Annotated in this window: 24 protein-coding genes and 1 pseudogene; 13 read left to right on the top strand and 12 right to left on the bottom strand. The window is 67.4% G+C overall.

Annotation, left to right across the window (positions count from 1 at the left end; all coding sequences use genetic code 11):
- Positions 1-22: 22 nt before the first annotated feature.
- Positions 23-499: an Lrp/AsnC family transcriptional regulator gene (locus ACPTTC_RS18745; RefSeq protein ID WP_423393437.1), complete on the bottom strand. Its 477-nt coding sequence runs from the start codon at positions 497-499 to the stop codon at positions 23-25.
- Between the two features lie 180 nt (positions 500-679).
- Here ACPTTC_RS18745 and ACPTTC_RS18750 point away from each other — a divergent pair, with 180 nt between their 5' ends.
- Complete coding sequence (locus ACPTTC_RS18750) at positions 680-1,912, top strand: diaminopropionate ammonia-lyase (RefSeq protein ID WP_423393438.1); 1,233 nt, start codon at positions 680-682, stop codon at positions 1,910-1,912.
- A gap of 49 nt (positions 1,913-1,961) precedes the next feature.
- Positions 1,962-3,137 carry a M20 aminoacylase family protein gene (locus tag ACPTTC_RS18755; RefSeq protein WP_423393439.1) on the top strand — a complete coding sequence of 392 codons (1,176 nt, stop codon included), beginning with the start codon at positions 1,962-1,964 and terminating at the stop codon, positions 3,135-3,137.
- 163 nt (positions 3,138-3,300) lie between these two features.
- Here the strand turns inward: ACPTTC_RS18755 and ACPTTC_RS18760 are convergent, their stop codons facing one another.
- Positions 3,301-4,659, bottom strand: coding sequence for an aspartate aminotransferase family protein (locus tag ACPTTC_RS18760; RefSeq protein WP_423393440.1), 1,359 nt, complete (start codon positions 4,657-4,659; stop codon positions 3,301-3,303).
- 514 nt (positions 4,660-5,173) lie between these two features.
- On the opposite strand from ACPTTC_RS18760, the gene ACPTTC_RS18765 reads away from it, so the two are divergent.
- Together ACPTTC_RS18765 and ACPTTC_RS18770 are read left to right on the top strand one after the other, a co-directional pair.
- Positions 5,174-5,752, top strand: a complete 579-nt coding sequence (locus tag ACPTTC_RS18765) for a CS1 type fimbrial major subunit (RefSeq protein WP_175952723.1) — start codon at positions 5,174-5,176, stop codon at positions 5,750-5,752.
- Between the two features lie 266 nt (positions 5,753-6,018).
- A pseudogene (locus tag ACPTTC_RS18770) lies at positions 6,019-6,406 on the top strand (endopolygalacturonase); the annotation flags it as partial.
- Between the two features lie 164 nt (positions 6,407-6,570).
- Here ACPTTC_RS18770 and ACPTTC_RS18775 read toward each other — a convergent pair.
- Positions 6,571-7,080 (bottom strand): GNAT family N-acetyltransferase, encoded by a 510-nt coding sequence (locus ACPTTC_RS18775; protein WP_423393441.1) that lies wholly within the window; start codon positions 7,078-7,080, stop codon positions 6,571-6,573.
- A gap of 399 nt (positions 7,081-7,479) precedes the next feature.
- Complete coding sequence (locus tag ACPTTC_RS18780; protein WP_423393442.1) at positions 7,480-8,127, bottom strand: glycine zipper 2TM domain-containing protein; 648 nt, start codon at positions 8,125-8,127, stop codon at positions 7,480-7,482.
- 459 nt (positions 8,128-8,586) lie between these two features.
- Here ACPTTC_RS18780 and ACPTTC_RS18785 point away from each other — a divergent pair, with 459 nt between their 5' ends.
- The 3 genes from ACPTTC_RS18785 to ACPTTC_RS18795 all read left to right on the top strand — a co-directional run bounded on the left by ACPTTC_RS18785 (position 8,587) and on the right by ACPTTC_RS18795 (position 11,588).
- Positions 8,587-9,786, top strand: coding sequence for an amidohydrolase family protein (locus tag ACPTTC_RS18785; protein ID WP_423393443.1), 1,200 nt, complete (start codon positions 8,587-8,589; stop codon positions 9,784-9,786).
- Between the two features lie 76 nt (positions 9,787-9,862).
- Complete coding sequence (locus tag ACPTTC_RS18790) at positions 9,863-11,047, top strand: amidohydrolase family protein (protein WP_423393444.1); 1,185 nt, start codon at positions 9,863-9,865, stop codon at positions 11,045-11,047.
- A gap of 67 nt (positions 11,048-11,114) precedes the next feature.
- Positions 11,115-11,588: a nuclear transport factor 2 family protein gene (locus ACPTTC_RS18795; RefSeq protein ID WP_175952718.1), complete on the top strand. Its 474-nt coding sequence runs from the start codon at positions 11,115-11,117 to the stop codon at positions 11,586-11,588.
- A 107-nt stretch (positions 11,589-11,695) separates the two neighbouring features.
- Here the strand turns inward: ACPTTC_RS18795 and ACPTTC_RS18800 are convergent, their stop codons facing one another.
- Both ACPTTC_RS18800 and ACPTTC_RS18805 read right to left on the bottom strand, forming a co-directional pair.
- Complete coding sequence (locus tag ACPTTC_RS18800; RefSeq protein WP_423393445.1) at positions 11,696-12,556, bottom strand: LysR family transcriptional regulator; 861 nt, start codon at positions 12,554-12,556, stop codon at positions 11,696-11,698.
- Between the two features lie 229 nt (positions 12,557-12,785).
- Positions 12,786-13,265, bottom strand: a complete 480-nt coding sequence (locus ACPTTC_RS18805) for a helix-turn-helix domain-containing protein (RefSeq protein ID WP_423393446.1) — start codon at positions 13,263-13,265, stop codon at positions 12,786-12,788.
- Positions 13,266-13,741: 476 nt separating this feature from the next.
- Between ACPTTC_RS18805 and ACPTTC_RS18810 the strand changes: the two genes are divergently transcribed.
- Positions 13,742-14,545, top strand: a complete 804-nt coding sequence (locus tag ACPTTC_RS18810) for an ABC transporter substrate-binding protein (protein ID WP_175965197.1) — start codon at positions 13,742-13,744, stop codon at positions 14,543-14,545.
- Positions 14,546-14,584: 39 nt separating this feature from the next.
- The gene (locus ACPTTC_RS18815) at positions 14,585-15,433 is read left to right on the top strand and encodes a phytanoyl-CoA dioxygenase family protein (RefSeq protein ID WP_423393447.1); all 849 of its coding nucleotides are present in this window, start codon (positions 14,585-14,587) and stop codon (positions 15,431-15,433) included.
- Between the two features lie 81 nt (positions 15,434-15,514).
- Here the strand turns inward: ACPTTC_RS18815 and hutC are convergent, their stop codons facing one another.
- Together hutC and ACPTTC_RS18825 are read right to left on the bottom strand one after the other, a co-directional pair.
- Complete coding sequence (gene hutC / locus ACPTTC_RS18820) at positions 15,515-16,252, bottom strand: histidine utilization repressor (protein ID WP_175952714.1); 738 nt, start codon at positions 16,250-16,252, stop codon at positions 15,515-15,517.
- 30 nt (positions 16,253-16,282) lie between these two features.
- Positions 16,283-16,825 carry a helix-turn-helix domain-containing protein gene (locus ACPTTC_RS18825; RefSeq protein WP_175952713.1) on the bottom strand — a complete coding sequence of 181 codons (543 nt, stop codon included), beginning with the start codon at positions 16,823-16,825 and terminating at the stop codon, positions 16,283-16,285.
- A 134-nt stretch (positions 16,826-16,959) separates the two neighbouring features.
- Here ACPTTC_RS18825 and ACPTTC_RS18830 point away from each other — a divergent pair, with 134 nt between their 5' ends.
- From ACPTTC_RS18830 to ACPTTC_RS18840, 3 genes are read left to right on the top strand one after another with little or no spacing between them, the layout of a single operon-like run.
- Positions 16,960-17,742, top strand: coding sequence for an aldolase (locus tag ACPTTC_RS18830; RefSeq protein WP_423393448.1), 783 nt, complete (start codon positions 16,960-16,962; stop codon positions 17,740-17,742).
- Between the two features lie 50 nt (positions 17,743-17,792).
- Positions 17,793-18,689: a dihydrodipicolinate synthase family protein gene (locus tag ACPTTC_RS18835; RefSeq protein WP_423393449.1), complete on the top strand. Its 897-nt coding sequence runs from the start codon at positions 17,793-17,795 to the stop codon at positions 18,687-18,689.
- Positions 18,686-19,393 carry an MOSC domain-containing protein gene (locus tag ACPTTC_RS18840; protein ID WP_423393450.1) on the top strand — a complete coding sequence of 236 codons (708 nt, stop codon included), beginning with the start codon at positions 18,686-18,688 and terminating at the stop codon, positions 19,391-19,393. Before ACPTTC_RS18835 ends, ACPTTC_RS18840 begins: the two co-directional genes overlap by 4 nt.
- Before the next feature lie 53 nt (positions 19,394-19,446).
- On the opposite strand, the gene ACPTTC_RS18845 is transcribed toward ACPTTC_RS18840, so the two are convergent.
- Complete coding sequence (locus ACPTTC_RS18845) at positions 19,447-20,211, bottom strand: SDR family oxidoreductase (protein ID WP_423393451.1); 765 nt, start codon at positions 20,209-20,211, stop codon at positions 19,447-19,449.
- A gap of 363 nt (positions 20,212-20,574) precedes the next feature.
- On the opposite strand from ACPTTC_RS18845, the gene ACPTTC_RS18850 reads away from it, so the two are divergent.
- Positions 20,575-21,282: a YceH family protein gene (locus ACPTTC_RS18850; RefSeq protein WP_423393452.1), complete on the top strand. Its 708-nt coding sequence runs from the start codon at positions 20,575-20,577 to the stop codon at positions 21,280-21,282.
- Between the two features lie 90 nt (positions 21,283-21,372).
- Here the strand turns inward: ACPTTC_RS18850 and ACPTTC_RS18855 are convergent, their stop codons facing one another.
- The 3 genes from ACPTTC_RS18855 to ACPTTC_RS18865 are packed head-to-tail and all read right to left on the bottom strand — an operon-like array spanning position 21,373 to position 23,644.
- On the bottom strand, positions 21,373-22,638 hold the full coding sequence (locus tag ACPTTC_RS18855) for a hypothetical protein (RefSeq protein ID WP_423393453.1): 1,266 nt from the start codon (positions 22,636-22,638) through the stop codon (positions 21,373-21,375).
- On the bottom strand, positions 22,638-23,060 hold the full coding sequence (locus ACPTTC_RS18860) for a hypothetical protein (protein ID WP_423393454.1): 423 nt from the start codon (positions 23,058-23,060) through the stop codon (positions 22,638-22,640). Before ACPTTC_RS18860 ends, ACPTTC_RS18855 begins: the two co-directional genes overlap by 1 nt.
- A gap of 29 nt (positions 23,061-23,089) precedes the next feature.
- Positions 23,090-23,644 (bottom strand): hypothetical protein, encoded by a 555-nt coding sequence (locus ACPTTC_RS18865; protein WP_423393455.1) that lies wholly within the window; start codon positions 23,642-23,644, stop codon positions 23,090-23,092.
- Positions 23,645-23,658 lie beyond the last annotated feature (14 nt).

Consider the following 23,658-nt stretch of genomic DNA (forward strand, 5'->3'; position numbering starts at 1 on the left):
TTTTGATATCCTGGATTAAGCGCTACGTGTCCAGAGCCACCGGCACCTCGAGCCCGACCTTCACGCGGCTCATGCTCACCAGCGTCTTGAACCGCTTCACGTTGTTGTTCGCGAAGAACAGCTCGCGCGTGAGCGCGTTGTACTGATCCATGTTGCGCACGGCGAGGATCAGCACGAAATCCCATTCCCCCGTCACGTAGTAGCACTGCTGGATCTGCGGGCACCGCTCGAAGGACCGCTTCATCGCGTCGAGCTGGTCGATCTGCTCGCTCTCGACCTCGACGTTCACGACGATCGTCAGCGGATGATCGACCTTGTCCGGCGCGACCACGGCCGTGTAGCGCTCGATCACGCCGTCTTCCGCGAGACGCTTCAAACGCCGGTTCACCGCCGCCGTCGACAGATTCACGCGTGCGCCGAGTTCGCTTTGCGGCGTCTGCGCGTCGCGCTGCACTTCCATCAACAGCTTGTGATCGAACGCATCGAGTGGGGTCGTCATGATGGTGCGCGAAACCTCGAAAGAATGAGAAATTTTTTCGTCCAGACAACCGATTTGGCGATTTTGTTGACCGGCATGCGCAATATTATTTTTCGGACCGACGGCGAATGCAACCCGCGCTTGCCCGATCCGAACCACCCGACGGGCCGCCTCCGCGGTCCCGCACCGGAGCCTTTCCCCATGCTGATCGCCAACCCCCGCGCGTCGCGCGCCGCCTATCCGAACGCGCTGCGCCGCGTGATGAACATCGCGTCGGCCGACGAAAGCGGCGCGTGGCTGTCGCACTGGCCGCTCGTCGGCCACGCGCGCACGCCGCTGCGCGCGCTGCCGGATCTCGCCGCGCGGCTTGGCGTCGCGAGCGTCAGCGTGAAGGACGAGTCGTGCCGCTCGCCGCTCGGCAGCTTCAAGGCGCTCGGTGCGCCGATCGCACTGGTGCGGCTCGTGAAGCGCCTGCGGCGCACGCAGGATCTCGATCCGCAAGGGCTCGTCACCGGCCGCTACGCGGCGGAGCTGGCCGACCTGACGGTGATCAGCGCGACCGATGGCAATCACGGCCGCGCGCTCGCCGCCGCCGCGCGTGCGATCGGCTGCGGGTGCGTGACCGTGCTGCATGCGAACGTCGACGCCGAGCGCGAACGCGCGATCTCGGCGTACGGCGCGCGGATCGTGCGCATCGCGGGAAACTACGACGAGTCGGTCGTCTGCGCGGCGCAGCTTGCGCAGGCGAACGGCTGGTATGTCGTGTCGGATACGTCGTACGACGGCTACGAGGCGATTCCGCGCGACGTGATGCAGGGTTACGGCGTGATCGCCGCCGAGGCGGCCGCGCAGGCGGCGCAGGACGACGGGCGGCCGTTTACGCATGTATTGCTGCAAGGCGGCGTGGGCGGCCTTGCAGCGGGCGTGGCGAGTTATCTGTGGGAGCGCGATGGCGCGCAGCGGCCGCATTTCATCGTGGTCGAGCCGCGCCAGGCGGACTGCCTGTACCAGAGCGCGCTCGCGGGGCGGGCGGCGAAGGCGACCGGCAGCGTCGATTCCGTGATGGCCGGCCTGGCGTGCGGCGAGGCGTCGCCGCTTGCATGGGATTTCCTCGAGCTGTGCATCGACCACTTCATGCTGATCGACGACGAGGACGCGGTGCAGGCGATGCGCGGCCTCGCGGCCGGCAGCGAACGCGACGCGCCGCTCGTGGCCGGCGAATCGGGCGCGGCCGGCGTCGCGGGGCTGGCAGTGCTGATGCGCGACCCCGCGCTCGCGCGACAGGTGGGGCTGGATGCGCAATCGCGCGTGCTGGCGATCAATACCGAAGGTGCGACGGCGCCGTCCGTGTACCGGAGCTGCGTCGGCGAGGCGGCCGACGCCGTGCTCGCGCGGCAGCGCGACTGGCTGGACCGCGCGGCAGTGGCGGCCTGACCGACATCACGACCGATCCCGATCGACTAGGACTGACGAGGCCAACACCATGGACGCAACCGAAGAACGCACGCTGCAGGGGCAACTGAAGACCTGGCGCCGCCATCTGCACCAGCATCCGGAAACGGGTTTCGAAGAAGTGAACACGTCGGACTACGTCGCGCGCATCCTGACGACGCTCGGGCTCGACGTGCATCGCGGGATCGGCGGCACGGGGCTCGTCGCGAACCTGACGGCAGGCACCGGCCGTCGCGCGATCGGCATCCGCGCGGACATGGACGCGCTGAACATCGCCGAGCACGCGCCGGGCCGCGAACATGCGTCGCGCACGCCCGGCAAGATGCATGCGTGCGGGCACGACGGCCACATGTCGATGGTGCTCGGCGCCGCGCAACTGCTGGCCGAGCGCAAGGATTTCGACGGCACCGTGCGTTTCATTTTTCAGCCGGCCGAGGAGCATGGGCGCGGCGCGAAGGCGATGATGGCCGACGGGCTGTTCGAGCGCTTTCCGGTCGACGCGATCTTCGGCGCGCACAACATGCCGGGCATGCGCGCGGGCACGTTCTCGACGCGTGCGGGCGGCATCATGGCGAGCGAAGACAACTTCGTGATCCGGATCGATGGGCGCGGCACGCATGCGGCGCGCCCGCACATGGGCATCGATCCGATCGTGATCGGCGCGCAGGTCGTGCTCGCGCTGCAGACGATCGTGTCGCGCAATCTCGATCCGGGCCAGCAGGCCGTGATCTCGTGTACGGAGTTCATCACCGACGGGCTGCGCAACGTGCTGCCGTCGACGGTGACGATCAAGGGCGACACGCGCAGCTATTCGCGCGACGTGCAGGCGCTGCTGGCAACGCGGATGCGCGAGATCAGCGAAGGGATTTGCCGCACGCACGGCGCGGCCTGCACGTTCGAGTACACGCACGAGTTCGCGCCGACGGTGAATTCGCCGGAGTGGGTCGATACGGCGGTGCAGGCGGCGGCGCAGGTCGCGGGCGTGGATGCGGTGAACGCCGACGTGCAGCCGATGATGATCTCGGAGGATTTCGGCGCGTTCCTGCAGGCCGTGCCCGGCAATTTCATGTTCATCGGCAACGGCGAGGCGGCCGGGCGCGGCGGCGTGCCGCTGCATAACGCGGGCTACGATTTCAACGACGAGATCCTGCCGGTGGGGGCGCGGTATTTCGCGGAAGTGGCGCGGCGGGCGTTGAAGGCGGCGTAGCGCGCCGCTGCGTGATGCGTATGCGTCGGGAAACGGCTCGCCGTGCGGCGGTTCGTTTCACTGTCAGGCGAGACGGGCGGCGCGGGCGACACGAGCGACGCCGCAGGCAACCCATCGCGGCGCGTACTCGCGCGATGTGCTGCCTGCCGCGAATGTCACTGCATCAAACCAGCTCGCCGAGACACGCGTCGAACTGCGTCACGAGCCGGTCGACATCGTCGGCCGTCGTCTGCGGGCACACGAGCATCATGTTGTGGAACGGCGTGATCAGCACGCCGCGATTCAGCAGGTACAGGTGCACGATGTGTTCGAGTTCGCTGTCGAGCTGTGCGCCGGCGAGCGTCCCGTTGCGTGGCGGCACGGGCGCGAACTGAAACTCGGTACGCGCGCCGATGCGCGTCACGCACCACGGCAGCCCGTGCTTCGCGATCGCCTGTTCGAGCCCCGTCGCCAGCCGCGCGGCGAGTTCGAACATATGCGCATAGGCCGCGTCGGTCGCGACCTCGGCCAGCGTCGCACGCATCGCATGCATCGCGAGCATGTTCGCGGTGAGTGTCGTGCCGATCCCCGAATGGCCGGGCGGCGCGTTCAGTTTTGCCTGCTTCGCGCGTTCGGAAAATTCAGCACTGAACCCGTACACCGCGCACGGCACGCCGCCCGCGATCGGCTTGCCGACCACCAGCATGTCCGGCTCGAGATCGTGCGCGACCGCGTAGCCGCCCGGGCCGCTGCTGATCGTGTGCGTTTCGTCGATCACGAGCAGCGTGCCGTAGCGGCGCGTCAGTTCGCGTGCCGCCTCCCAGAAGCCCGGATCGGGCAGCACCATCCCGATGTTCGTCATCGCGGGCTCGGCGAGCACGCAGGCGACATCACCGCTTTTCAGCGCCGCTTCGAGTGCAGCCAGATCGTTGAATTCGACGACGCGCGTGTTCGCGAGCAGGTCGTATGACTGCCCGAGCAGGCTGTCGCGCTGCACGGGGCGGCCATCGACGAGATCGACGAACACGTCGTCGACCGTGCCGTGATAGCAGCCGTTGAACACCACGATCGTATTGCGGCCGGTGGCCGCGCGCGCCCAGCGCAGCACGAAGCGGTTCGCGTCGCTCGCGCTCAGCGCGAACTGCCAGACCGGCAGCCTGAAGCGGCGCGCGAGTTCGCGTGCGACCCACGCAGCGTCCTCGCTCGGCAGCATCGTCGTGTAGCCGCGCGTGGCCTGCTCGGCGAGCGCGCGCGCGACCGGTTCGGGCGCATGGCCGAACATCGCGCCGGTGTCGCCGAGGCAGAAGTCCACGTAGCGATGGCCGTCGACGTCGGTGAACGTCGCGCCGCGCGCTTCCTTCACGTACAGCGAGAACGGCGTCGACCAGTCCTGCATCCAGTGCAACGGCACGCCGAACAGCAGATGCTCGGATGCTTCCGCGGATAGGGCGCGGGAGACCGGCATGGCTTCGGTGAATGCGCGGCGCTCGCGATCGAACAGCGCGCGGGCGCGGATGAGATCGACTCCGTGGCGGGAAGGCAAAGGCGGCTCCTGGGCTGTGAAGATGGGGAAACGATAGCGCGGGCGGCGGGGGGATGAACAGGGGCGGAATTACCGAGGCGAATGGCGGCGCGCGAATATCCGTTGCGATTGACGATGACGTTGTCGAGCGTGACGGCAGGTGCTTGCCGTGCATGTTTTATTTGATTTGGGGATAGCACTGGTAAATGGAAACCGCAAAAAACCGTGAAGGTTTCCATGGATATTTATCCGGGTTCTCGTGGCCTATCGTTAATGCACGCCGTGGCGTGAGGTGTTCGTCCGAGCTTGTCGTTGCTGGCTGACGCGGGAATCCGATACGCGGTTACGAATGCATCCGGACGATTCGATCGCTCTTGCATGCGGCCGGGTATTTCGAATTCCGCAGGGATTTGCTTGTTAATTTAGAGATAAGCGAATACCGGATTTTCCAGCAATGGCGGGATCGTGGGCTCGAAGCGGGCCGGCTTTTCGGCGATCGGATTTCGACCATCCATCCAGAATGCGGAGCAACACAATGAAGATCGGAAAACAGCTTGCCGCACTCGCCGTGTGCGGCGCATTGGCCGGCATCGCTCATGCAGGCCCGACGTCGCCGCAAGCGGTCGTCAAGAAGATCACGCTGACGGCGCATATCGGCGACAGCCTGTTCGTGTCGAAGCCGGACAATTCCGCGTGGTACGACGTGGTCGAACTGAACGCGACGGACCGTGCGCAGCAGGCGTTCGCCGCGACGCTGCCGATCCGCGTGCGCACGACGAACCCCGATATCAACGTCACGCTGTTGCAGCCGCTGCGGCTGACGAACGGTCGCGACGACATGGCCAATGCGAAGGTCGTGCTGACGGGCAAGGCGGGCGACGCGGAAATCGCATCCGGCGCCGCTCGCACGATCACGCTGGTCAAGCCCGGTCACGATGGCTTTGACGGCTACGACGAAACGCGCAACCTGACAGTCAGCGCCCATGCGCCGGCCGTCAGTGGTGCGACCTCGACCAATGGGAGTTACCACGGCGATCTGGTGCTGATGTTCGAACCGGCCGCTTCGGCGGGACGCGAGCCGGCAACGGGTGCGGTAGCGGCTGCTGGCGAGTAGGTCGTTGCCCCGGCGGACGGTGTCGGTCGGGGCGTTTCAGTTGAAGTTTGTGCGCATAAATGTACGACAACACATCTCTGAAATTACTCTTTTGCGATGTGAGTGAGCGCATACATTCGAGGCATTATCCCGGTTAAAAAAGGATAAGCGACAAATGCGGGCTCGGCTGCGGTCGCGTTCAGACTGCGCATCGTGATACGACAACGTACAAATAGCGATCCGCCGTCAGGTGCGTCGATACCCCATGCACTGAAGGAGCTCCCACGGCCGCAAACAATCGCCGTTCGTTTTCGCCTGCCCGATCGCCCTCGTCGAAGCGCGTTGCGTCGCGCTTTCACCGGCTGGACCGGCGCGCTCGCCGGCGGCGCCGTGCTCGGCGGACCGCTCGCGGCGACCCGCGCCTTCGCGGGAGGCCACATGCCCAATGCGTCGGCGGTCGACCTCGTCTGGGGCGAGCATGGCGCGGCTGCGCGCATCGCCGCGTCGCTCGCGCACGTTTCGCGGCTCGCGCTGCACGGGTGCGATGTCGACGTGACGCACGGGCGGCGCGCGCCGCCCGTGCTTGCCGTGCAGCCGATTTCCGGCGTGACGATCAGCAACTGCGACGTCGGCATGCCGGTCGCGTCGGGCACGCCGACGGTCACGTCGCCGGGGCCGATCCATGCGTTCAACGTGAGCGCGATGACGCTGACGAACGTGACGATCGCCGGGCAGGCCGTCGATACAACGATCACCGACTAGCGGTGGCGTGAGGTGAAGGTGAAGGGCGTTCGCGCGCGGTTTGTCGATGCACGCGAGCGCCAACCTGATTGAACGCGTTACGCCAGCGTCTTGACCATGTGATGCTCGTCGTAGAAGCGGCCGTCGACGAACAGCGAGCGCGGTTCCGTGCCGAACCGGACGAACCCCTGCGACGCATACAGCCGTTCGGCGGTGCCGTTGACCTCGTTCACGCACAGCATCAGCTGCTTGCAGCCCCACGCCTGCGCCGCGTGCGCGGTCGCGCTTTCGAGCAGCGTCTGCGCGATGCCTTGCCCGCGATACGCGGGATCGACAAACACGCCCCAGACCGTCGCCTTGTGCGCGATCTTCATGCGCGCATCGCGGCGCACGCCGGTGATGCCGACGAGCGTATCGCCGTCGAACGCGCCGAACACGGCACGTTCGTGGGTCGGCGTGATGCGCGTCGCGAATTCGTCGACGGGCACCTGCGATTCTTCTTCGAGCGTCGGCAGGAACGAGGTGGGCGCGGTGTCGACTGCACGCAGGCGGACGGTCTGGAAACGGGCGGCGTCGGCCGCATCGAGCAGGCGGGTCGTGATCGTCATCGAGGGGATTCTGGTAGAGGGTTGTGCACGTCGGCGCAGGCTGCTGCGGCCGCGGGTTGCATCGTGCCTATGCTAATCGGAATCTGGATGACGCGTGGCGGCGTTCGGGGCATCCGCGGGCGGCCGTGCGGTCGACGCGCATCGCGCTCGGTGCGCGTCGCGTGTGACAGCAACGCGCTCGGTCCGTGCAGACGAGCGGCGAAACGGCCGTGCGATGCGTCGCGCCGGAGGCTGACGCGAAGGTGGACGGACTGCGGAGGTACCGGCGGCGCGTCATGCGCGTCGCGTCGGCACGAAGGATGAGGATGACGTGAAGCAGGCGTATCGTCGCGCCGAACCGGTGCACGACGTCAAACGCGCGACGATGCGCCCGATCAGGTCAGGCGCGCCGTATCGGCATCAATACCGCGCCAGCTGATTGCCGTTGATCTGCACGCGATCGCCCGGCCGCAGATTGCCCGGCGACTGCACGTCGAACGAACGCATCGTGCCGTCGCTGACCTGCACGTCGATCCGATAGCTGCTCGGGCCTTGCGCGGCGCCCATCTGCTGACCGATCTGGTTGCCGGCCACCGCACCGCCGAGGGCACCGATCACGGTCGCCGCATCGCGGCCGTGGCCGCGGCCGAACTGGTTGCCCACCAGGCCGCCGACCAGCGCGCCGACGACGGTGCCGGCCACGCCCGACGGGCCGACCGAGCCGTTGACCGGCTGGATGTTCGAGACCGTGCCGTACTGCGTGCCGTAGCCGTTGCCGTATTGCTGCTGATTCCCATACTGGTCATACGGCTGCTGCGACCCGTATGGCTGCGAGTTGCCGTATTGGTCGTACGGCTGCGGCGCCTGGTTCGGATAGGGTTGTTGCTGCTGCACGTAGCCCGGTTGCGAATACGCGGGCTGCGCGTAGCCGGGCGTCGCGTATTGCTGCTGCGGATACCCCGGCTGCGCGCCGTAGTAACCCGGTGCGACGCAGGCGGTCAGCGGAAGCGCCGCGACGGCGACGAGCGAGGCGAACAGAACGGTCTTCGTGGAAGGCATGCGCATCATGGTGTTTCCTGCATCGGCAACGGGTCCGCCGACGAATGCCGGGACGGGTGGCGAACTCGGCGTGAGTATAAGGAATGGGTTGAGGCGCGTCCGGTGCGGCCGGGTAACAACGTGTAAAGTCTGTTGCCGCGTAAATCGCCGTCCCGGCGGGGCGCCGAAGCGACGCCCGACAAGGGCGCGACGCGGCTTCCGGACGCCCGCTTTCCGGTGAGGCCGCCGCTGCGCGGCCATCGGCTTTTCCGCCGTCTTCACCGCGATCCCGCCCCATCGCCAGGCCCGGCGGTCTCGCGCGACGCGCATCGCGAAATCGAATGCGCGGCATCGCGACATTTAATTGGCCTCGGGCGGCGGCGTCCGATATCGTGGCCCGATTCCCTGCCAACGGTCGCGCCGCGCCGGCTGCGGTTCCTTCCCCTGTCCGCGCTGGTGCCGCGCCGCGACCGCCCCACATTCCGAGCCATGATCGATCGTCTCTTCATCAACGCCGTCGACGCCGGCGGCCAGCCCATCAACCTCGTCGTCCGTGACGGCCGCTTTGCCGCGATCGGCGCCGATTGCGCCGCCGCGCCCGGCGCGGAAACGATCGACCTCGACGGCCGCGTCGTGCTGCCCGGCTTCGTTGACGGCCACCTCCACCTCGACAAGAGCTTCGTCGGCGATCGCTGGGTGCCGCACGAACCGGTCGGCACGCTGCGCGAGCGGCTCGCGGTCGAGAAGCGCCAGCTCGCGGCGGCGCGGCCGATCGTCGAGCGCGCGAATGCGCTGATCGCGCAGGCCGCGGCATTCGGCACGGTCGCGATGCGCAGCCACGTCGACGTCGATGCGACCACGGGCCTGTCGAACCTGCAGGCCGTGATGGCTGCGCGCGAGCAATGGCGCGGCATCGTCGATATCGAACTGGTTGCGTTCCCGCAGGCGGGCGTCGTGTCGTGCCCCGGCACCGCCGGGATCCTCGATGCAGCCGTGCGCGAAGGCGCGGACGTGGTCGGCGGGATCGACCCGACGACGCTCGACGGCGATGCGGACGGCCAGCTCGACATCGTGTTCGGCATCGCCGAGAAGCGCGGCGCGAAGATCGACATTCACCTGCACGAGCCCGGTGAAACGGGCATCGCGCAGCTGCTGCGGATCGCGGCGCGCACGCGCGCGGCGGGGCTCGGCGGCCGCGTGAACGTGAGCCATGCTTACGCGCTCGGCCAGGTGAGCGATGACGCGGTGCAACGCACCGCGGCGGCGCTGGCCGAAGCCGGCGTGTCGATCCTGACGAATGCGCCCGGCGACTGCGCGTTTCCGCCGGTGCGGCCGCTGCGCGATGCGGGCGTGCACGTGTTCGCGGGCAACGACAACATCCGTGATGCATGGTGGCCGTACGGTAACGGCGACATGCTGCAGCGCGCGATGATGGTCGGCTATCGGTCAGGCTTCTACACCGATGAAGCGCTCGGTATCGCGCTGGACATGGCGACGCACGCCGGCGCGCGCGTGATCGGAAAGGACAACTATGGAGTCGCGGTCGGCTGCGATGCGACGTTCGTCGCGGTGCGTGCGCCGAATGCGGCGGCGGCCGTCGCGGGCGTGCCGGCCGAGCGCTGGGTGTTCCGTCGCGGCGAAAGCGACACGGGCGCGCCGTTCGCGCCCGCGCTGCGCCTGGCGCGCTGACCCACCGGACCGGCGGCACGGCACGCGCCGTGCCCTCCTCGCACTGACTGCACCAACCGACCACACCGGAACCGACATGACGAACCTGCTGATCCGCAACGTCCGTCCGAGCGCCGACGCCGCGCTCGACATCCTGATCGAAGGCGACCGGATCGCGCGCATCGGCCCGTCGCTCGACGCGCCCGCCGGCTGCGCGATCGAGGACGGCGCGGGCGCGCTCGCGCTGCCCGGCCTCGTCGAAGGCCACACGCACCTCGACAAGACGCACTGGGGAATGCCGTGGTATCGCAACCAGGTCGGGCCGCGCCTCGTCGACCGGATCGAGAACGAACGCCACTATCGCGCGACGAGCGGGCATGACGCCGGCGCCGCGTCGCTCGCGCTGGCGCGCGCGTTCCTTGCGGCCGGCACGACGCGCATCCGCACGCACGTCGACATCGATACCGAAGCCGGGCTTCGGCATCTGCACGGCGTGCTCGCGACGCGCGAGACGCTGCGCGGGGAAGTTGAAATCCAGATCGTCGCGTTTCCGCAGTCGGGCGTGCTCAAGCGGCCGGGCACCGATGTGCTGTTGTCCGAAGCCCTCGCCGCCGGCGCCGATCTGCTCGGCGGGCTCGACCCGTGCGCGATCGAAGGCGATCCGGTCGAGGCGGTGGACGTGCTGTTCGCGATCGCCGAGCGCCACGGCCGCGGGCTCGACCTTCATCTGCACGAGCGCGGATCGATGGGTGCGTGCTCGCTCGACCTGATCCTGCAGCGCACGGCCACGCACGGCATGCAGGGCAAGGTGACGATCAGCCACGGGTTCTGTCTCGGCGATATCGCCGAACGCGAGCGCGATGCCCTGCTCGCACGGATGGCCGAACTCGGCGTCGGGCTCGTCACGACCGCGCCGGCGGCGGTGCCCGTGCCGCCGGTGGCCGCGTGCCGCGCGGCGGGCGTGACGGTCATCGGCGGCAACGACGGCGTGCGCGATACGTGGACGCCGTACGGGTCGCCCGACATGCTCGAACGCGCGATGCTGATCGGCATGCGCAACGATTTCCGCCGCGACGATGCGCTGGAAGTCGCGCTCGACTGCGTGACGCACGGCGCGGCGCGCGGGTGCGGTTTCGCCGACTACGGGCTGCAGCCGGGCAGTCGCGCGGATGTCGTGCTCGTCGATGCACTGACGTTCGCCGAGGCCGTTGTTGCGCGGCCGCTGCGGCGGCTCGTCGTGTCGTCGGGGAAGATCGTTGCGCGCAACGGCGCGCTGGCCTGAGCGAAGCGTGAGCGCGGCGTCGCCCCGGTATGATCCGGTTTTCAGCCGGATTTCGCGGGAGACGACGATGCGACGCACGACAGCGGCACGGGCCGCACGATGGATGGCGGCGGCCCTGTTCGCCGTGAACGCCGCGCATGCGGTGGCGGCCGGGCCGACCGACGCGCAGCAGGAGGCCAACCGGCGGACGGTGCTCGCGTTCTACGAAAAAGGCCTGAACGAGAAAGATGCGGACGCCGCGCTCGCGTACGTCGGCGATCGCTACGTGCAGCACAACCCGAACGCGGCCGACGGCCGCGACGGCTTCCGCCAATTCGTTGCATTCCTGCGTGACAAATATCCGCGGTCGCACAGCGAGATCAAGCGCTCGTTCGTCGACGGCGACTACGTGATCCTGCACGTGCATGCGGTGCGCGAACCCGGCACGCGCGGCAGCGCGATCATGGACATCTTCAAGCTCGAGAACGGCAAGATCGTCGAGCACTGGGACGTCAATCAACCCGTGCCCGAGCAGGCCGCGAACGGGAACACGATGTTCTGACGGGGATGGGGTGCGCCGGCGTTTCGATGCGCCCGCGATCGCGCCGCATCGGCGGTGCCGGCGGTGCAGCGGCGTCCTTCGCAGTGCCGCCGCATCCGGCCTGCTTGCTACTCCTCGTGTTCCAGCATCGTCGCGAGCGCCTTCGTCAGTTCGCTGACCATCGGGTCGGCCGTCGGCCGATGCAGGATCGCGATGTCCATGTGCTCGATCGGCGCGAAGCCCTGTTTCGCGGTCAGCACGACGTGCTCGTCCGTCACCACGCGCGCGGGCAGCACGCTGATGCCGAGCCCGTCCGCGACGGCGGCCTGGATGCCGCTCAGGCTCGACGTCGTGAAGCTGATCCGCCAGCGGCGGCCGCGCTCCTCGATCGCCTTGATCATGTCGTCGCGATAGAGCCCGCGCGGCGGAAACACGACGATCGGCACCGGGTCGAGATCGATCGACGGATGCTTTGCGCTGTCGATCCAGCGCAGCTTCTCGGGCCAGCGCACGACGGCCTCGCGGCTGTCGCGACGCTGCTTGATCAGCACGAGGTCGAGCTCGCCACGGTCGTACGCGGCGCTGACGTCGCGGCTCAGCCCGCACGTCACTTCGAGCTTCACCTGCGGATGCGCGCGCTTGAATGCCGCGAGCGCATGCGTCGTGCGGCCTGCCGCGAAGTCGTCGGGCACGCCGAGCCGGATCGTCAGCGCGACCGTGGCGCCCGACAGCGCTTCCAGCATCTCGTCGTTCAGCGCGATCATGCGCCGCGCGTAGCTGAGCACCGTCACGCCCGCGTCGGTCGGCCGTACGTCGCGCGTGCCGCGGTCGAGCAGGCGGTGCCCGGCGATTTCCTCGAGCCGGCGCACCTTCTGGCTGACCGTCGACTGCGTCGAATGCAGGCGCGCGGACGCCGTCGTGAAGCTGCCGCAGTCGGCGACCATCACGAGCGCACGCAGCAGGTCGAGGTCGAACAGGGGTCTATTCATTTCTGCACTTCTGTGGATTCGAGCATTTCATTTCCAAATGCGTGCGACGACTTTTAACATGGTCGGATGCCGCGGGCAATCGCGGTTTCGCCTGGCACGCGGACGTCAATCTCGTGGATTCGAACGCCAAGACGCCGTTGCAGCATGCGCGGCGGCGCGGGTATGGGGAGATCGGGCGGGTGCTGGCGGGGGTGCGGTCGGTTTCAGCCGGGACGGGAAGGTGCTGAGGTCAAACCCATACCTCCCGATAGAGATGAAGCGCCTTCGACCAAGCCGCGAGGTTTTTCCAGATGGTCCGGAGCGGGGTGCCCGAGCGTTCGGCGGCTTCCTCGGCCGCTTTCACCACGACAGGCAGCGGCACCTCGTCGAGGATGACGGAGAACTGCGATTCGTATCCTGCCGGAATGTGTCCGGTGGTCAACGCGTCGGCCAGCAAGCGCTCGGTCAATTCGCCCTTGTAGCTGACGTTCGCGCTCACAACGGCTTTGTGGAGGCCGTTGTGAGCCTGTCGCGGCAGCGCCAGGAGTTCGATGCCGAGCACGCTGAGCAACGGGATCAGCTTGTTGATCCCGAGATCCTTGACCTTGCCGGCTTCGAGCTGGTTGACGGTGAACCGAGACAGCCCGGCGAGCTTGGCAAGCTGGGCCTGTGTGAGGTCGAGTTCCGCCCTTCGTTTTGCAACGGCCTGACCGATTTCATAGAGTTGCATATCGACCTCCCGGCGCACGTTTAGCGCCCTTTGATGTAAAGTATATCTTACATTCCCGGATGAGCTATTGGCTCCGAGTCATTGCTTATGCGGTATAGGTCGCATGGACAATACCGCCGAAGCCGCGTCGGAGGAGACTCTCCATCGATCGCCTGTATAGGGTCGTTACACCGCGGATATCTGAAAAACACGCTCTGTGTCAGGCGTGCGTCGCGCAGGGTAAACACCGAAAAACCACGAAAATCCTGCCACGTGGCCGTATTTCAAACACCATCCCTTCCTTTTCGCCCCCGCCCGGCCTCACTCCACCTCGTCCCCGCGTGTTCTCGCTTGCGCTCAGAAATTGAGCAGTCTAGACTGCATCGCAGTTCCATCGAAGTCCCTGTCTTTCGCGCACCGCGCCGCGCGTTCCGGCGCACCGCCCCCCACCGGACGCCGGCGCTTGCCCGCCGCGTCGAGACCTTCAAGGACACGCCATGAACCGCACTGCAAAGCTCCTCGTTACCGCGCTGGCGTTCGCGCCGCTCGTGTCGTTCGCGCAGGACACGTCGACGATCCGCTGGGGCATCGACCCCACGTATCCGCCGTTCGAGGCGAAGCAGCCCGATGGTTCGCTCGCCGGCTTCGACATCGACCTGCGCAATGCGATCTGCGAGCAACTGCATGCGAAGTGCGTATGGGTCGAGCAGGGCTTCGACGGGATGATTCCGGCGCTGCGCGCGCGCAAATTTGACGTGATCATGTCCGCGATGACGGCCACCGACGAGCGGCTCAAGCAGATCGACTTCTCGAACAAGCTGTATGCGTCGCCGGGCGCGCTCGTCGCGCCGGTCGGCTCGAAGCTGCTGCCGAACGCCGCATCGCTCGCGGGCAAGCGCGTCGGGATCGACCAGGGCACGACGCAGGAGGCGTACGCGAAGGCCGAATGGGCGACCAAGGGCGTGACGATCGTCTCGTACCAGAACCAGGACCAGGTGTACCAGGATCTCGTCAACGGTCGCCTCGACGCGACCTTCCAGGACAAGACGCAGGCCGGCTACTCGTTCCTGAAGACGCCGCGCGGCAAGGGCTACGCGTTCGCGGGCCCCGACGTGACCGACGTGCGGATCACCGGCTACGGCGTCGCAATGGGCGTGCGCAAGGGCGATGAAGCGATGAAGAAGCGGCTGAACGACGCGATCGTCGCGATCCGCGCGAACGGCACGTACCAGAAGATCGCCGCGAAATACTTCGACTTCGACATCTACGGCGCGAAGCAGCAGCTGACTTCCGCACCGTGATTCCGTGATCCCGTGATTCATTCAATCGACAGGCACACCATGACGAGTATCCAGGACCGCGTCGCGCAAGCCGTGACCCCCGACCTGATCGCCGCGTTCCGCGAGGAAGGCGCGGTCTGCATCAAGGGCATCTTCTCGCCCGACGAAGTCGCCGTGCTGCGCGCCGGCATCGACGCGAATCTCGCACGGCCGAGCGCGCGCGCGAAAGTCGCGAGCCGGCCCGACGATCCGGGCTGGTTCTTCGAGGATTTCTGCAACTGGCAGCACAACGACGCGTATCGCGACTTCATCGTGCGCTCGCCGGCGCCGTCGGTGGCCGCCGCGCTGATGGGCACCGAACACGTGCGGCTCCATCACGACCACCTGCTCGTGAAGGAGCCCGGCACGCGGCAGCGCACGCCGTGGCACCAGGACCAGCCGTACTACAACATCGAAGGCGACGACAACGTCAGCATGTGGATTCCGGTCGATCCGGTGCCGCTCGAAGCGACGCTGGAATTCGTCGCGGGCTCGCATCTCGGCCCGTGGCTGATGCCGCGCACGTTCATGGACAAGGAAGCGAAGTGGTTCCCGGAAGGCAGCCTCGCGGATCTGCCGGACATCGAAGGCGATCGCGCGGCATTTCCGATCCGTCGCTGGGCGCTCGAGCCCGGCGACATGGTGTGCTTCCGGATGCTCACGCTGCATGCGGCGGGCGGTACGCAGAACCGCCGCCGCGCGTTCTCGATCCGCTTCGTCGGCGACGATATCCGTCATGCGCCGCGCCGCTGGAAGACGTCGCCCGATTTCCCGGGGCTCGCCGAGCAGTTGCCCGACGGCGCGCCGCTCGATCACCCGCTGTTTCCGGTCGTGTGGTCGCGTGGCGCGGGGCAGGCCGGCGCGATCTGACGCCGGCGGGCGTGCATGACGGGCGCGGCGGCCGTTTTCTGACGAAACGGCCGCCGTGTGCTTGCATGCGTGGGAACAGGATCAGGTCGGGTGGCGTCCGGCGCCCGGCTTGAAGCGTGAGCCGAGCCGGTAGCGGTTGCCCGGATGCAGGAAGTGCACGAACGTGACGGGTTGCCCGTTCGTCCAGGTTCGGCGTGTGAGCGTGAGGCACGGCTCGTCGGCGCGCATGTCGAGCAGCCGCGCCTGTTCGCCGGTCGGCAACGACGCATCGACCACGTGCTCGATCTCCAGTTCGTCGTGCGACACGTTGTTGTACAGGTACTCGGACGGCGGCTCGACCTGGAAATCCTGGTCGATGAAGCCGGGTGCGGCGGCCGGGTTCACGTAGCGATCCTCGAGCTGGATCGGGCGGCCGTTTTCCTCGTGCACGCACACCACATGAAACACCGGCGTGTTGACCGGCAGGCCGAACGCGGCCGCGACGTCGAAAGACGCGGGTTCGCTCGACCGGCTCAACACGCGGCAGCGATATTCGTGCCCGCGCGCGCGGATTTCGTCGCGGATGTGCGCGATCATCAGCAGGTTCGACTGCGGCTTCACCTCGGCGACGAAGGTGCCGACGCCCGCGATGCGCTTCAGCACGCCTTCCTCGGTCAGCTCGCGCAGCGCGCGGTTGACCGTCATGCGTGCGACGCCGAACTGCGCGGCGAGATCGAGCTCGGACGGGATGCGATCCCCGGGGCGCCAGTCGCCCGATTCGACGTTCTGGCGAACGAGCGTCTTGATCTGCTGGAACGGTGCGGTGGCCTTCGTGACCATCGGGGATCCTTGCGCGAAAAGGTGACGATGCTAGTCGTCGTGACTGACGATGACCAGGATCTCCGCCTGCGCGGTGCCGAGGCTGCGCGTGCGGTGCGGGATGAGTGCGTTGAAATAGACTGAATCGCCGGTCTTGAGTTGCACCGTCTCGTTCGGGAATTCGATTTCGACGCGCCCCTTGTGCACGAACAGGAACTCCTCGCCTTCGTGCTCGCGGAACGTCGACGCGACGAATGCGTGCGGCGGATGCACGACGAACGGCAGCATCTTCTTCGGCGCGACGCCGGCCGCGATGCTCTCGAAGCGATGCGCGTGGCTGTCGGCTGCCGCGCCCATCGCCGTGCGCTCGCCCGCGCGCGTGACCGTGATCAGCTCGCGGTTGTGGCTTTCCGAGAACAGCTGCTCGACGTCGACGTTCAGCGCTTTCGACAGCTTCAGCGCGACCGCGATCGACGGCACGCTCAGGCCGCGCTCGACTTTCGACAGGTAGCTCTTGGTGAGGCCCGTCTCGTCGGCCAGCACGTCGAGTGTCCAGCCCTTCTGTTTTCTGAGCAGTTTCAGGCGAATCGTCATGGGGCGCCAGGTGTCCTTCGAAAAACCGATTGTAACGCATGACACAAAGTGTCCTGTGGTGTATTGTGTGTCATGTTTCTCCGGGAAAGCGGCCGCGGACGGCGCGACCGACCCGATCCAATCAGGAGGTAAACATGGCGGAAACGCTGAATCTGACGAAGGAGGCACTCGTCGCGCTGGCGGAGCGGCGCCTGGACAACGCGGTGGGCGACAGCGGCTGGTCCGCGCGGCAGAAGCTCGCGCTCACGTGCCGGATCCTGTTCGACGCCGGCCACGATTCGGGCCTGGCCGGGCAGATCACCTGCCGCGCGGGTGACGCCGGCACGTACTACACGCAGCGGCTCGGGCTCGGTTTCGACGAGATTTCGGCGGCGAACCTGCTGCGCGTGAACGAGGATCTCGACGTCGTCGATGGCGAAGGCATTCCGAATCCGGCCAACCGGTTCCATACGTGGATCTACCGCGAGCGCCCGGACGTGAACTGCATCATCCATACGCATCCGGCGCACGTCGCGGCGCTGTCGATGCTCGAGCAGCCGCTCGTCGTGTCGCACATGGATACCTGCCCGCTGTACGACGATTGCGCGTTCCTGAAGGACTGGCCCGGTGTGCCGGTCGGCAACGAGGAGGGCGAGATCATTTCGAAGGCGCTCGGCAGCAAGCGCGCGATCCTGCTGTCGCACCACGGCCAGCTCGTGGTCGGCAAGACGATCGAGGAAGCGTGCATCCTCGCGTTGCTGATCGAGCGGGCCGCGAAGCTGCAACTGCTCGCGATGTCGGCCGGCGAGATCAAGCCGGTGCCGCCGGCGCTGGCGCGCGAAGCGCACGACTGGATTTCGAAGCCGAAGCGCGATGCGGTGACGTTCGACTACTACGCGCGCAGGGCGTTGCGTACGCACCAGGACTGCATCGAATGAGCGGGCGATTCGCCACGGTCATGTCAGATCATCATTGAGGAATACATATCGTGTCCATCCTGTTGAAAGGCATCATTGCCTACCCGGTTACACCGTTCTCCGCCGACGGCGCCATCGACCTGAAAACGCTCGAAGCGCTGATCGAGCGCCTGATTGCCGACGGCGTCCACGCGATCGCGCCGCTGGGCAGTACCGGCGAAAGCGCGTACCTGTCCGACGCCGAATGGGAGGCAGTCGCCACCGCGTCGATTCGCGCGGTGCGCCGGCGCGTGCCGACCGTCGTCGGCATTTCCGATCTCACCACGTCGGGCGCGGTGCGCCGCGCGCGCTTCGCCGAACAGGCCGGCGCCGATGCGGTGATGGTGCTGCCGGTGTCGTACTGGAAGCTCGCCAACGACGAGATCGTCGCGCACTATCGCGCGATCGGCGACGCCATCGGCATCCCGATCATGCTGTACAACAACCCCGCGACGAGCGGCGTCGACATGTCGCCGGACCTGATCGCGACGATCTGCCGGAGCGTCGACAACGTGACGATGGTGAAGGAGAGCACCGGCGACATCGGGCGGATGCACCGGCTCGCGCAGCTGAGCGACGGCGCGATCCCGTTCTACAACGGCAGCAATCCGATGGCGCTCGCCGCGCTCGCAGCGGGCGCAGCCGGATGGTGCACGGCCGCGCCGAACCTGAACGCGGCGTTGCCGCTGGCGCTGTTCGACGCGATGCGCACGGGCGACCTGGCGCGCGCCAGGACGGTCTTTCATGCGCAGCTGCCGCTGCTGCAGTTCATCGTGAACGGCGGGTTGCCGGTGACCGTGAAGGCCGGGTTGCGCCTGCGCGGCTTCGATGCGGGCGAACCGAGGAAGCCGCTGATGCCGCTCGGCGACGCGCGCACGCGTGAACTCGAACGCTTGCTCGCAACGCTGCCCGACGGTGTGACGACATGAACGATGCGGCATGGCCGGCGATTTCGGTCGCCATCGGCGCGGTGCGGGTCGGCCAGAGCCGGCCGCTGGCCGGCACGCCGCACGCCAGCGCGATCGACAAGCAGCCGGTCGGCTCGCGTCTGTGGCTGGGCACGCTCGGCTTTGCCGGCGACGAGCAGGCCGATGCGCGGCATCACGGCGGCCCCGACAAGGCGGTCCACCACTATGCGCACGATCACTATGCATGGTGGTCGGCACAGATCGGCGCGCGCGACGTGTTTGCGCATCCGGGCGCGTTCGGCGAGAACCTGTCGACGCACGGCGTGACCGAGCGCGACGTGTGTCTCGGCGACGAATTCACGCTGGGGGGCGCCGTGCTTCAGGTGTCGCAGTCGCGGCAACCCTGCTGGAAACTGAACACGCGTTTCGATCATCCGCGGATGGCCGCGCTCGTGCAGCAGAGCGGCCGGACGGGCTGGTACTACCGCGTGCTGCAGGAAGGCTGGGTGGCGCCGGGCGACGTGCTGGCGTTGCATCGGCGCGGCTATCCGCAATGGCCGCTGTCGACTGTGCTCGACGTGCTGTACCGGCACACGCTCGACATGGCCGCGCTCGATGCGCTGTGCGACGTGCCGATACTGCCGTCCGGCTGGCGCAAGATGCTCGAAAAGCGCCGGGCGGAGCGGCAGGTCGAAGACTGGACGAAGCGGCTCGAAGGGCGTTGACGGGCCGCGTGGAGGCTAGCGCAAGCCCGTTATCAGCGTGAACAGGCCGTGGCTCAGTGGCTCGGCAGTTCCCGCACGTCCGCCGTCGGCGCCGAGCCGAACGCATCGCTCAGCGCATAGCCGATCAGCTGTCGCGCGGCCGCCTCGGGCGTCGCGAGCGCGCCGCTCGACTTTAGTTGGTCGAATTTCTCGCGCATCGGGAAGTTGTCTTCGCTGGTCGAGCGGATCGTCGCCTGCATGCCCGTATCGACGACGCCCGGCGCGACGCTGCAGATCCGCAGCGCGCGGTTCGCGTCGAGCGCGACGGCGCGCGCATGGTGATCGAGTGCCGCCTTGGTCGCGCAATAGATGCTCCAGCCCGCGTACGCATTGCGTGCCGCGCCGCTCGACACGTGCAGGATCCGGCATTCCGTCGTGGCCGATACCGCTTGCGTGAGCGCGGCCGACAGCATCAGCGGTGCCGCGACGTTCACGCCGACCGCGCGCGCGACGATTGCCGGGTCTTGCGCAGCGAGCGGGCCGATCGGATCGACGATGCCCGCGTTGTTGAACAGCAGCACGAGCGACGCGCCGTCGACGAAGCGGCGCAGTGTGCCACCCGCCAGCCAGGCCGCGACGGCCGACGTGTCCGACAGGTCGAGTTCGATTTCGGCGAAACGGTCGCCCGCCTGCGACGCGAGCGACGGATGGCGGCTGCGCGACACGCCGAGCACGGCGACGCCTTCCAGCAGCAGTTGTTCGGCGAGCGACGCGCCGAGGCCGCGCGTGTGTCCGGTGACGATGGCGCGCACGTGCGGAGCGGAAGAGGATGCGGTCATGGCGGTGAGTGGTTCGAAGGGGTGAACGGGATGAGCACATGCGTGGCGGCAACGCGTGCGGGACGGGCGATGCGTGGTGTGGCGTGCGAATGCGGTCGCGCGCCGCCGCGGGCGTCAGGGTGACGCATATCGTAGCGCCCGCCTGCGTGTCGCGCAAACGCCGCCGCGTGCAGGGAGGCGGAATCCATCGCACGGCACCGGCCGGCCAATAGGTTGGACGAACGCCTGCTGCGGCAAGTGCGCGCGCCCGCACGCCGCGCGGTGCCGGCTACGCGACGCGAGCTATCATATGGCTCGCCCGTGCGCGATGCCGGACGGGCCGCGACCGTTTCCCTTCACCTGCTGCACGCTGCGACGCCACTCATGAACACCACGCCGGATATGCCCACGCCACGCGCCCTTCGCGAACTCACGCCTCTCGAGGCCCGCATTCTCGGTGTGCTCGTCGAGAAACAGCACACGGTGCCGGACACCTATCCGCTGTCGCTGAACGCGCTGACCGCGGGCTGCAACCAGAAAACCGCGCGCGCGCCGGTGATGAACGTCAGCGAGGATGAAGTCACGACCGCGCTCGACGGGCTGAAGCACCTGAGCCTCGTGATGGAAGGCAGCAGCAGCCGTGTGCCGCGTTTCGAGCACAACATGAACCGCGTGCTCGGCATCCCGAGCCAGGCGATCGCGTTGCTGACGATCCTGCTGCTGCGCGGCCCGCAGACGGCTGCCGAACTGCGCCTGAACAGCGCGCGCCTGCACGGTTTCGCGGATATTTCGTCGGTCGAGGCGTTCCTCGACGAGCTCGCGGCACGCGCGCAGCCGCTCGTCGTCCGGTTGCCGCGTGCGCCGGGGGCGCGCGAGAACCGCTGGATGCACCTGATGTGCGGCGAAGTGAACATGGCCGACTTCGCGAGCGCGGATGCCGGCGGCGCCGATTCCGTGCCGCCTTCGGAATTCGAAGCGCTGAAGGCCGAACAGAAGCGCCTCGCGGATGAAGTGGCGCGGCTAAGTGCGCTGGTTCAGCGGATGGCCAGCGAGCTGGGCATCGACGTCGACGCGCAAGGCGACGCGTCCTGACATGAGCGGTTGCGGTGCGTGAGCATTGCCCGGCCCCGCCGCCACGCGGCCGGGCCGGGGCGCGATGCGGAAATCGCACACACTCCCGCGCTACTTCAGCTTGACGCCCGGTACGAGATAGCGCGAGCCGCCCGGCTTCAGGATCGGCGCGAGCGCCGCAAACGAAGCGCCGAGTTGCGGCCCGAGACACGCACCCATCGCGTGCCCGATGCCGGAGACGCTGAACGACAGCTTGCCGGGTGCATCGAACTCGAACGCCAGATATTCCGGGAACACGTCGGCGCACGCGATCGAATCGCCGCTTCCATCCGTCGCACGAGTGCCGGATTCGCCCTTGTCGCGCAGCCGCGTGATGAAACTCACCAGTGCGGGGCTCGTTGCCGGGTTGCCATCCTTGCCTGCCGTAGTCGCGTCGATTACGCGATTCCAGTCGAGGTACGTGCCGCGCAGCAGGTCGAACGTGACCGGATCGTAGTGATTGTTCGGATGGGCGCCGCCGCAGTACGTACTGCCCGATTCCACGATGCCGAGTACCGCAGGCGACAGCCACGTGACCGTCACCTGTTCGTCGTCGTAGCCGCCGAGCGAACCGGCCGCCGGCTCGTCGTCGGTATAGCGGGTCGACGCGCATTCGAGCGCGGCGAGATTCTTCTGCCAGTGCTGCTGTTCGAGCAAGCGGTTGACTCGCGCCATGACTGCCGGATCGGGATGACGGCTCAGGCGCGGATACATGAGCTCCGTGCGAGGATCGCGCCACATCCGGTACGCGACGGTGGCGCCTCCGACCTCGGGGCCGGCCGGCTGCGCGTGCCCGGCGAGCTTCAGCGTTGCATAGGGCGCCTGCCGCATGTCGATGGCCACGCCGCTTGCGATGCCGCTGCCGACGCCGCCGGCGATGCGGTTGGTGATCGCTTCGACGGAGCCGGGCGCAACCGCGTCGGGATCGTATTCGGCGATGCGCCGCAGCGCGAAATTGCGCGTCTTGCCGGTGCGCGCGTCGGTCCACTGGCCGCGATAGCCGGCCTTGTCCCGCGTGCCCTGCCAGGTGGCGGCGGCATGATCGAAATTGGCTTGCTCGCTGAATCCCAATGGAACGCGCGCATCGTCCGGCAACTGCGTTCGCACGAGCGGTTCGATCAATTCCGCGGGCGTGCCGTGCAGCGGAATATCGACGCCGTACTGCGCATAGAAGTAGCGGCCCGAGATCGAACCATCCGCAGCCGGGCGATCGTCGAGTTCCATCACGACGGCGCCGGCGCCTTGCAGCGTTCCTTCGTAGACCGTGCGCGGCGCGGCATCCGCGAAGCCCGCGCGCAGCGCGATCAGCGCGAGCATCATCCTGATCAGCGGGCGCATCACCAGCGGCACCCGGTCTGTTCGGAGGCGTCGACGTCCAGTGCCCTGCCGAACGCGGTCTGCTTGCCGGTACGCGCGCTGGTATAGGTCATCGAATAGATCATCGCGCCCTGCGACATCATCTCGTACCGCCCATTGATCCTGCCGTCGACCATCTCGACCCAGGTCGTCGTGAACTGGTGCGGTCGGTCCTCGGCGAGCACTTCCTCGTCCACGTGCTCGACCACCAGCGGCAGGGCCGTTTTTGCTTTCGCATAGCGGACCATGCCACCCGACCAATTGACGGCGTCGTCGTAGTAGGTGCGCATCTCGAAGCGCACGGGTTTGTCGCCGTCCGATTTGAAGCAGTACACCTCGGTGGAGACCGTGGCGAACGCGGGCAGCGACGCGCAGAGCAGCAGGGCGGCAAAGGTTTTTTTCATGATGGGCCGGTGAAGAATGAAGTACGGCATTATCCGAGCACGATCCGCGTGGCGCCCGCATCGACGAGCCGGAACAGTAGATCCTCGACGGCCGTCTCGGGTGCGGAGCCGAGATCCGTATCGACGCGCCACCCCTGTTCCGTGCGAACCGGTTCCGACAGGTAGTGAACGATCCCGTGCAGGCCATCTTCGGCCGGCGTGTTTTCGTCGTCGCCATCGAACCACGCAAAGAACCACGTCTTGAACGCGTCGACGGCCGCGCCTTCGTCGAGACCGCCGGCCTCGATCGCGGCCCAGTCCCACACGAACGGGCGAATCGACACGGCCGCTGTTTCGAGGTCGAATGCCAACGGCTCGAACGCCAGCTGCGTGGCGGAATCGACCCTCGCCGGCTGGCCGGCCGATTCGCCTTCGGTCGCGATGATGTCGGCCCGGCACGGCAACGCGAGCGGCCCTTCGGCGGCGAGCGTACCGTCGGCACGCCGGTAGGCCGGTTCGACGATCACGGCCGCTTGTGCAGCGGCTTTCGCGAGCAGGTCGGCATACGGTTGGCGGATGGCGCGGAGCAGTTCGGAGACGGTCATCGTGGCGTGTCGGT

This window comes from Burkholderia mycopellens, assembly GCF_964265025.1.
Classification (GTDB): Bacteria; Pseudomonadota; Gammaproteobacteria; order Burkholderiales; family Burkholderiaceae; genus Burkholderia.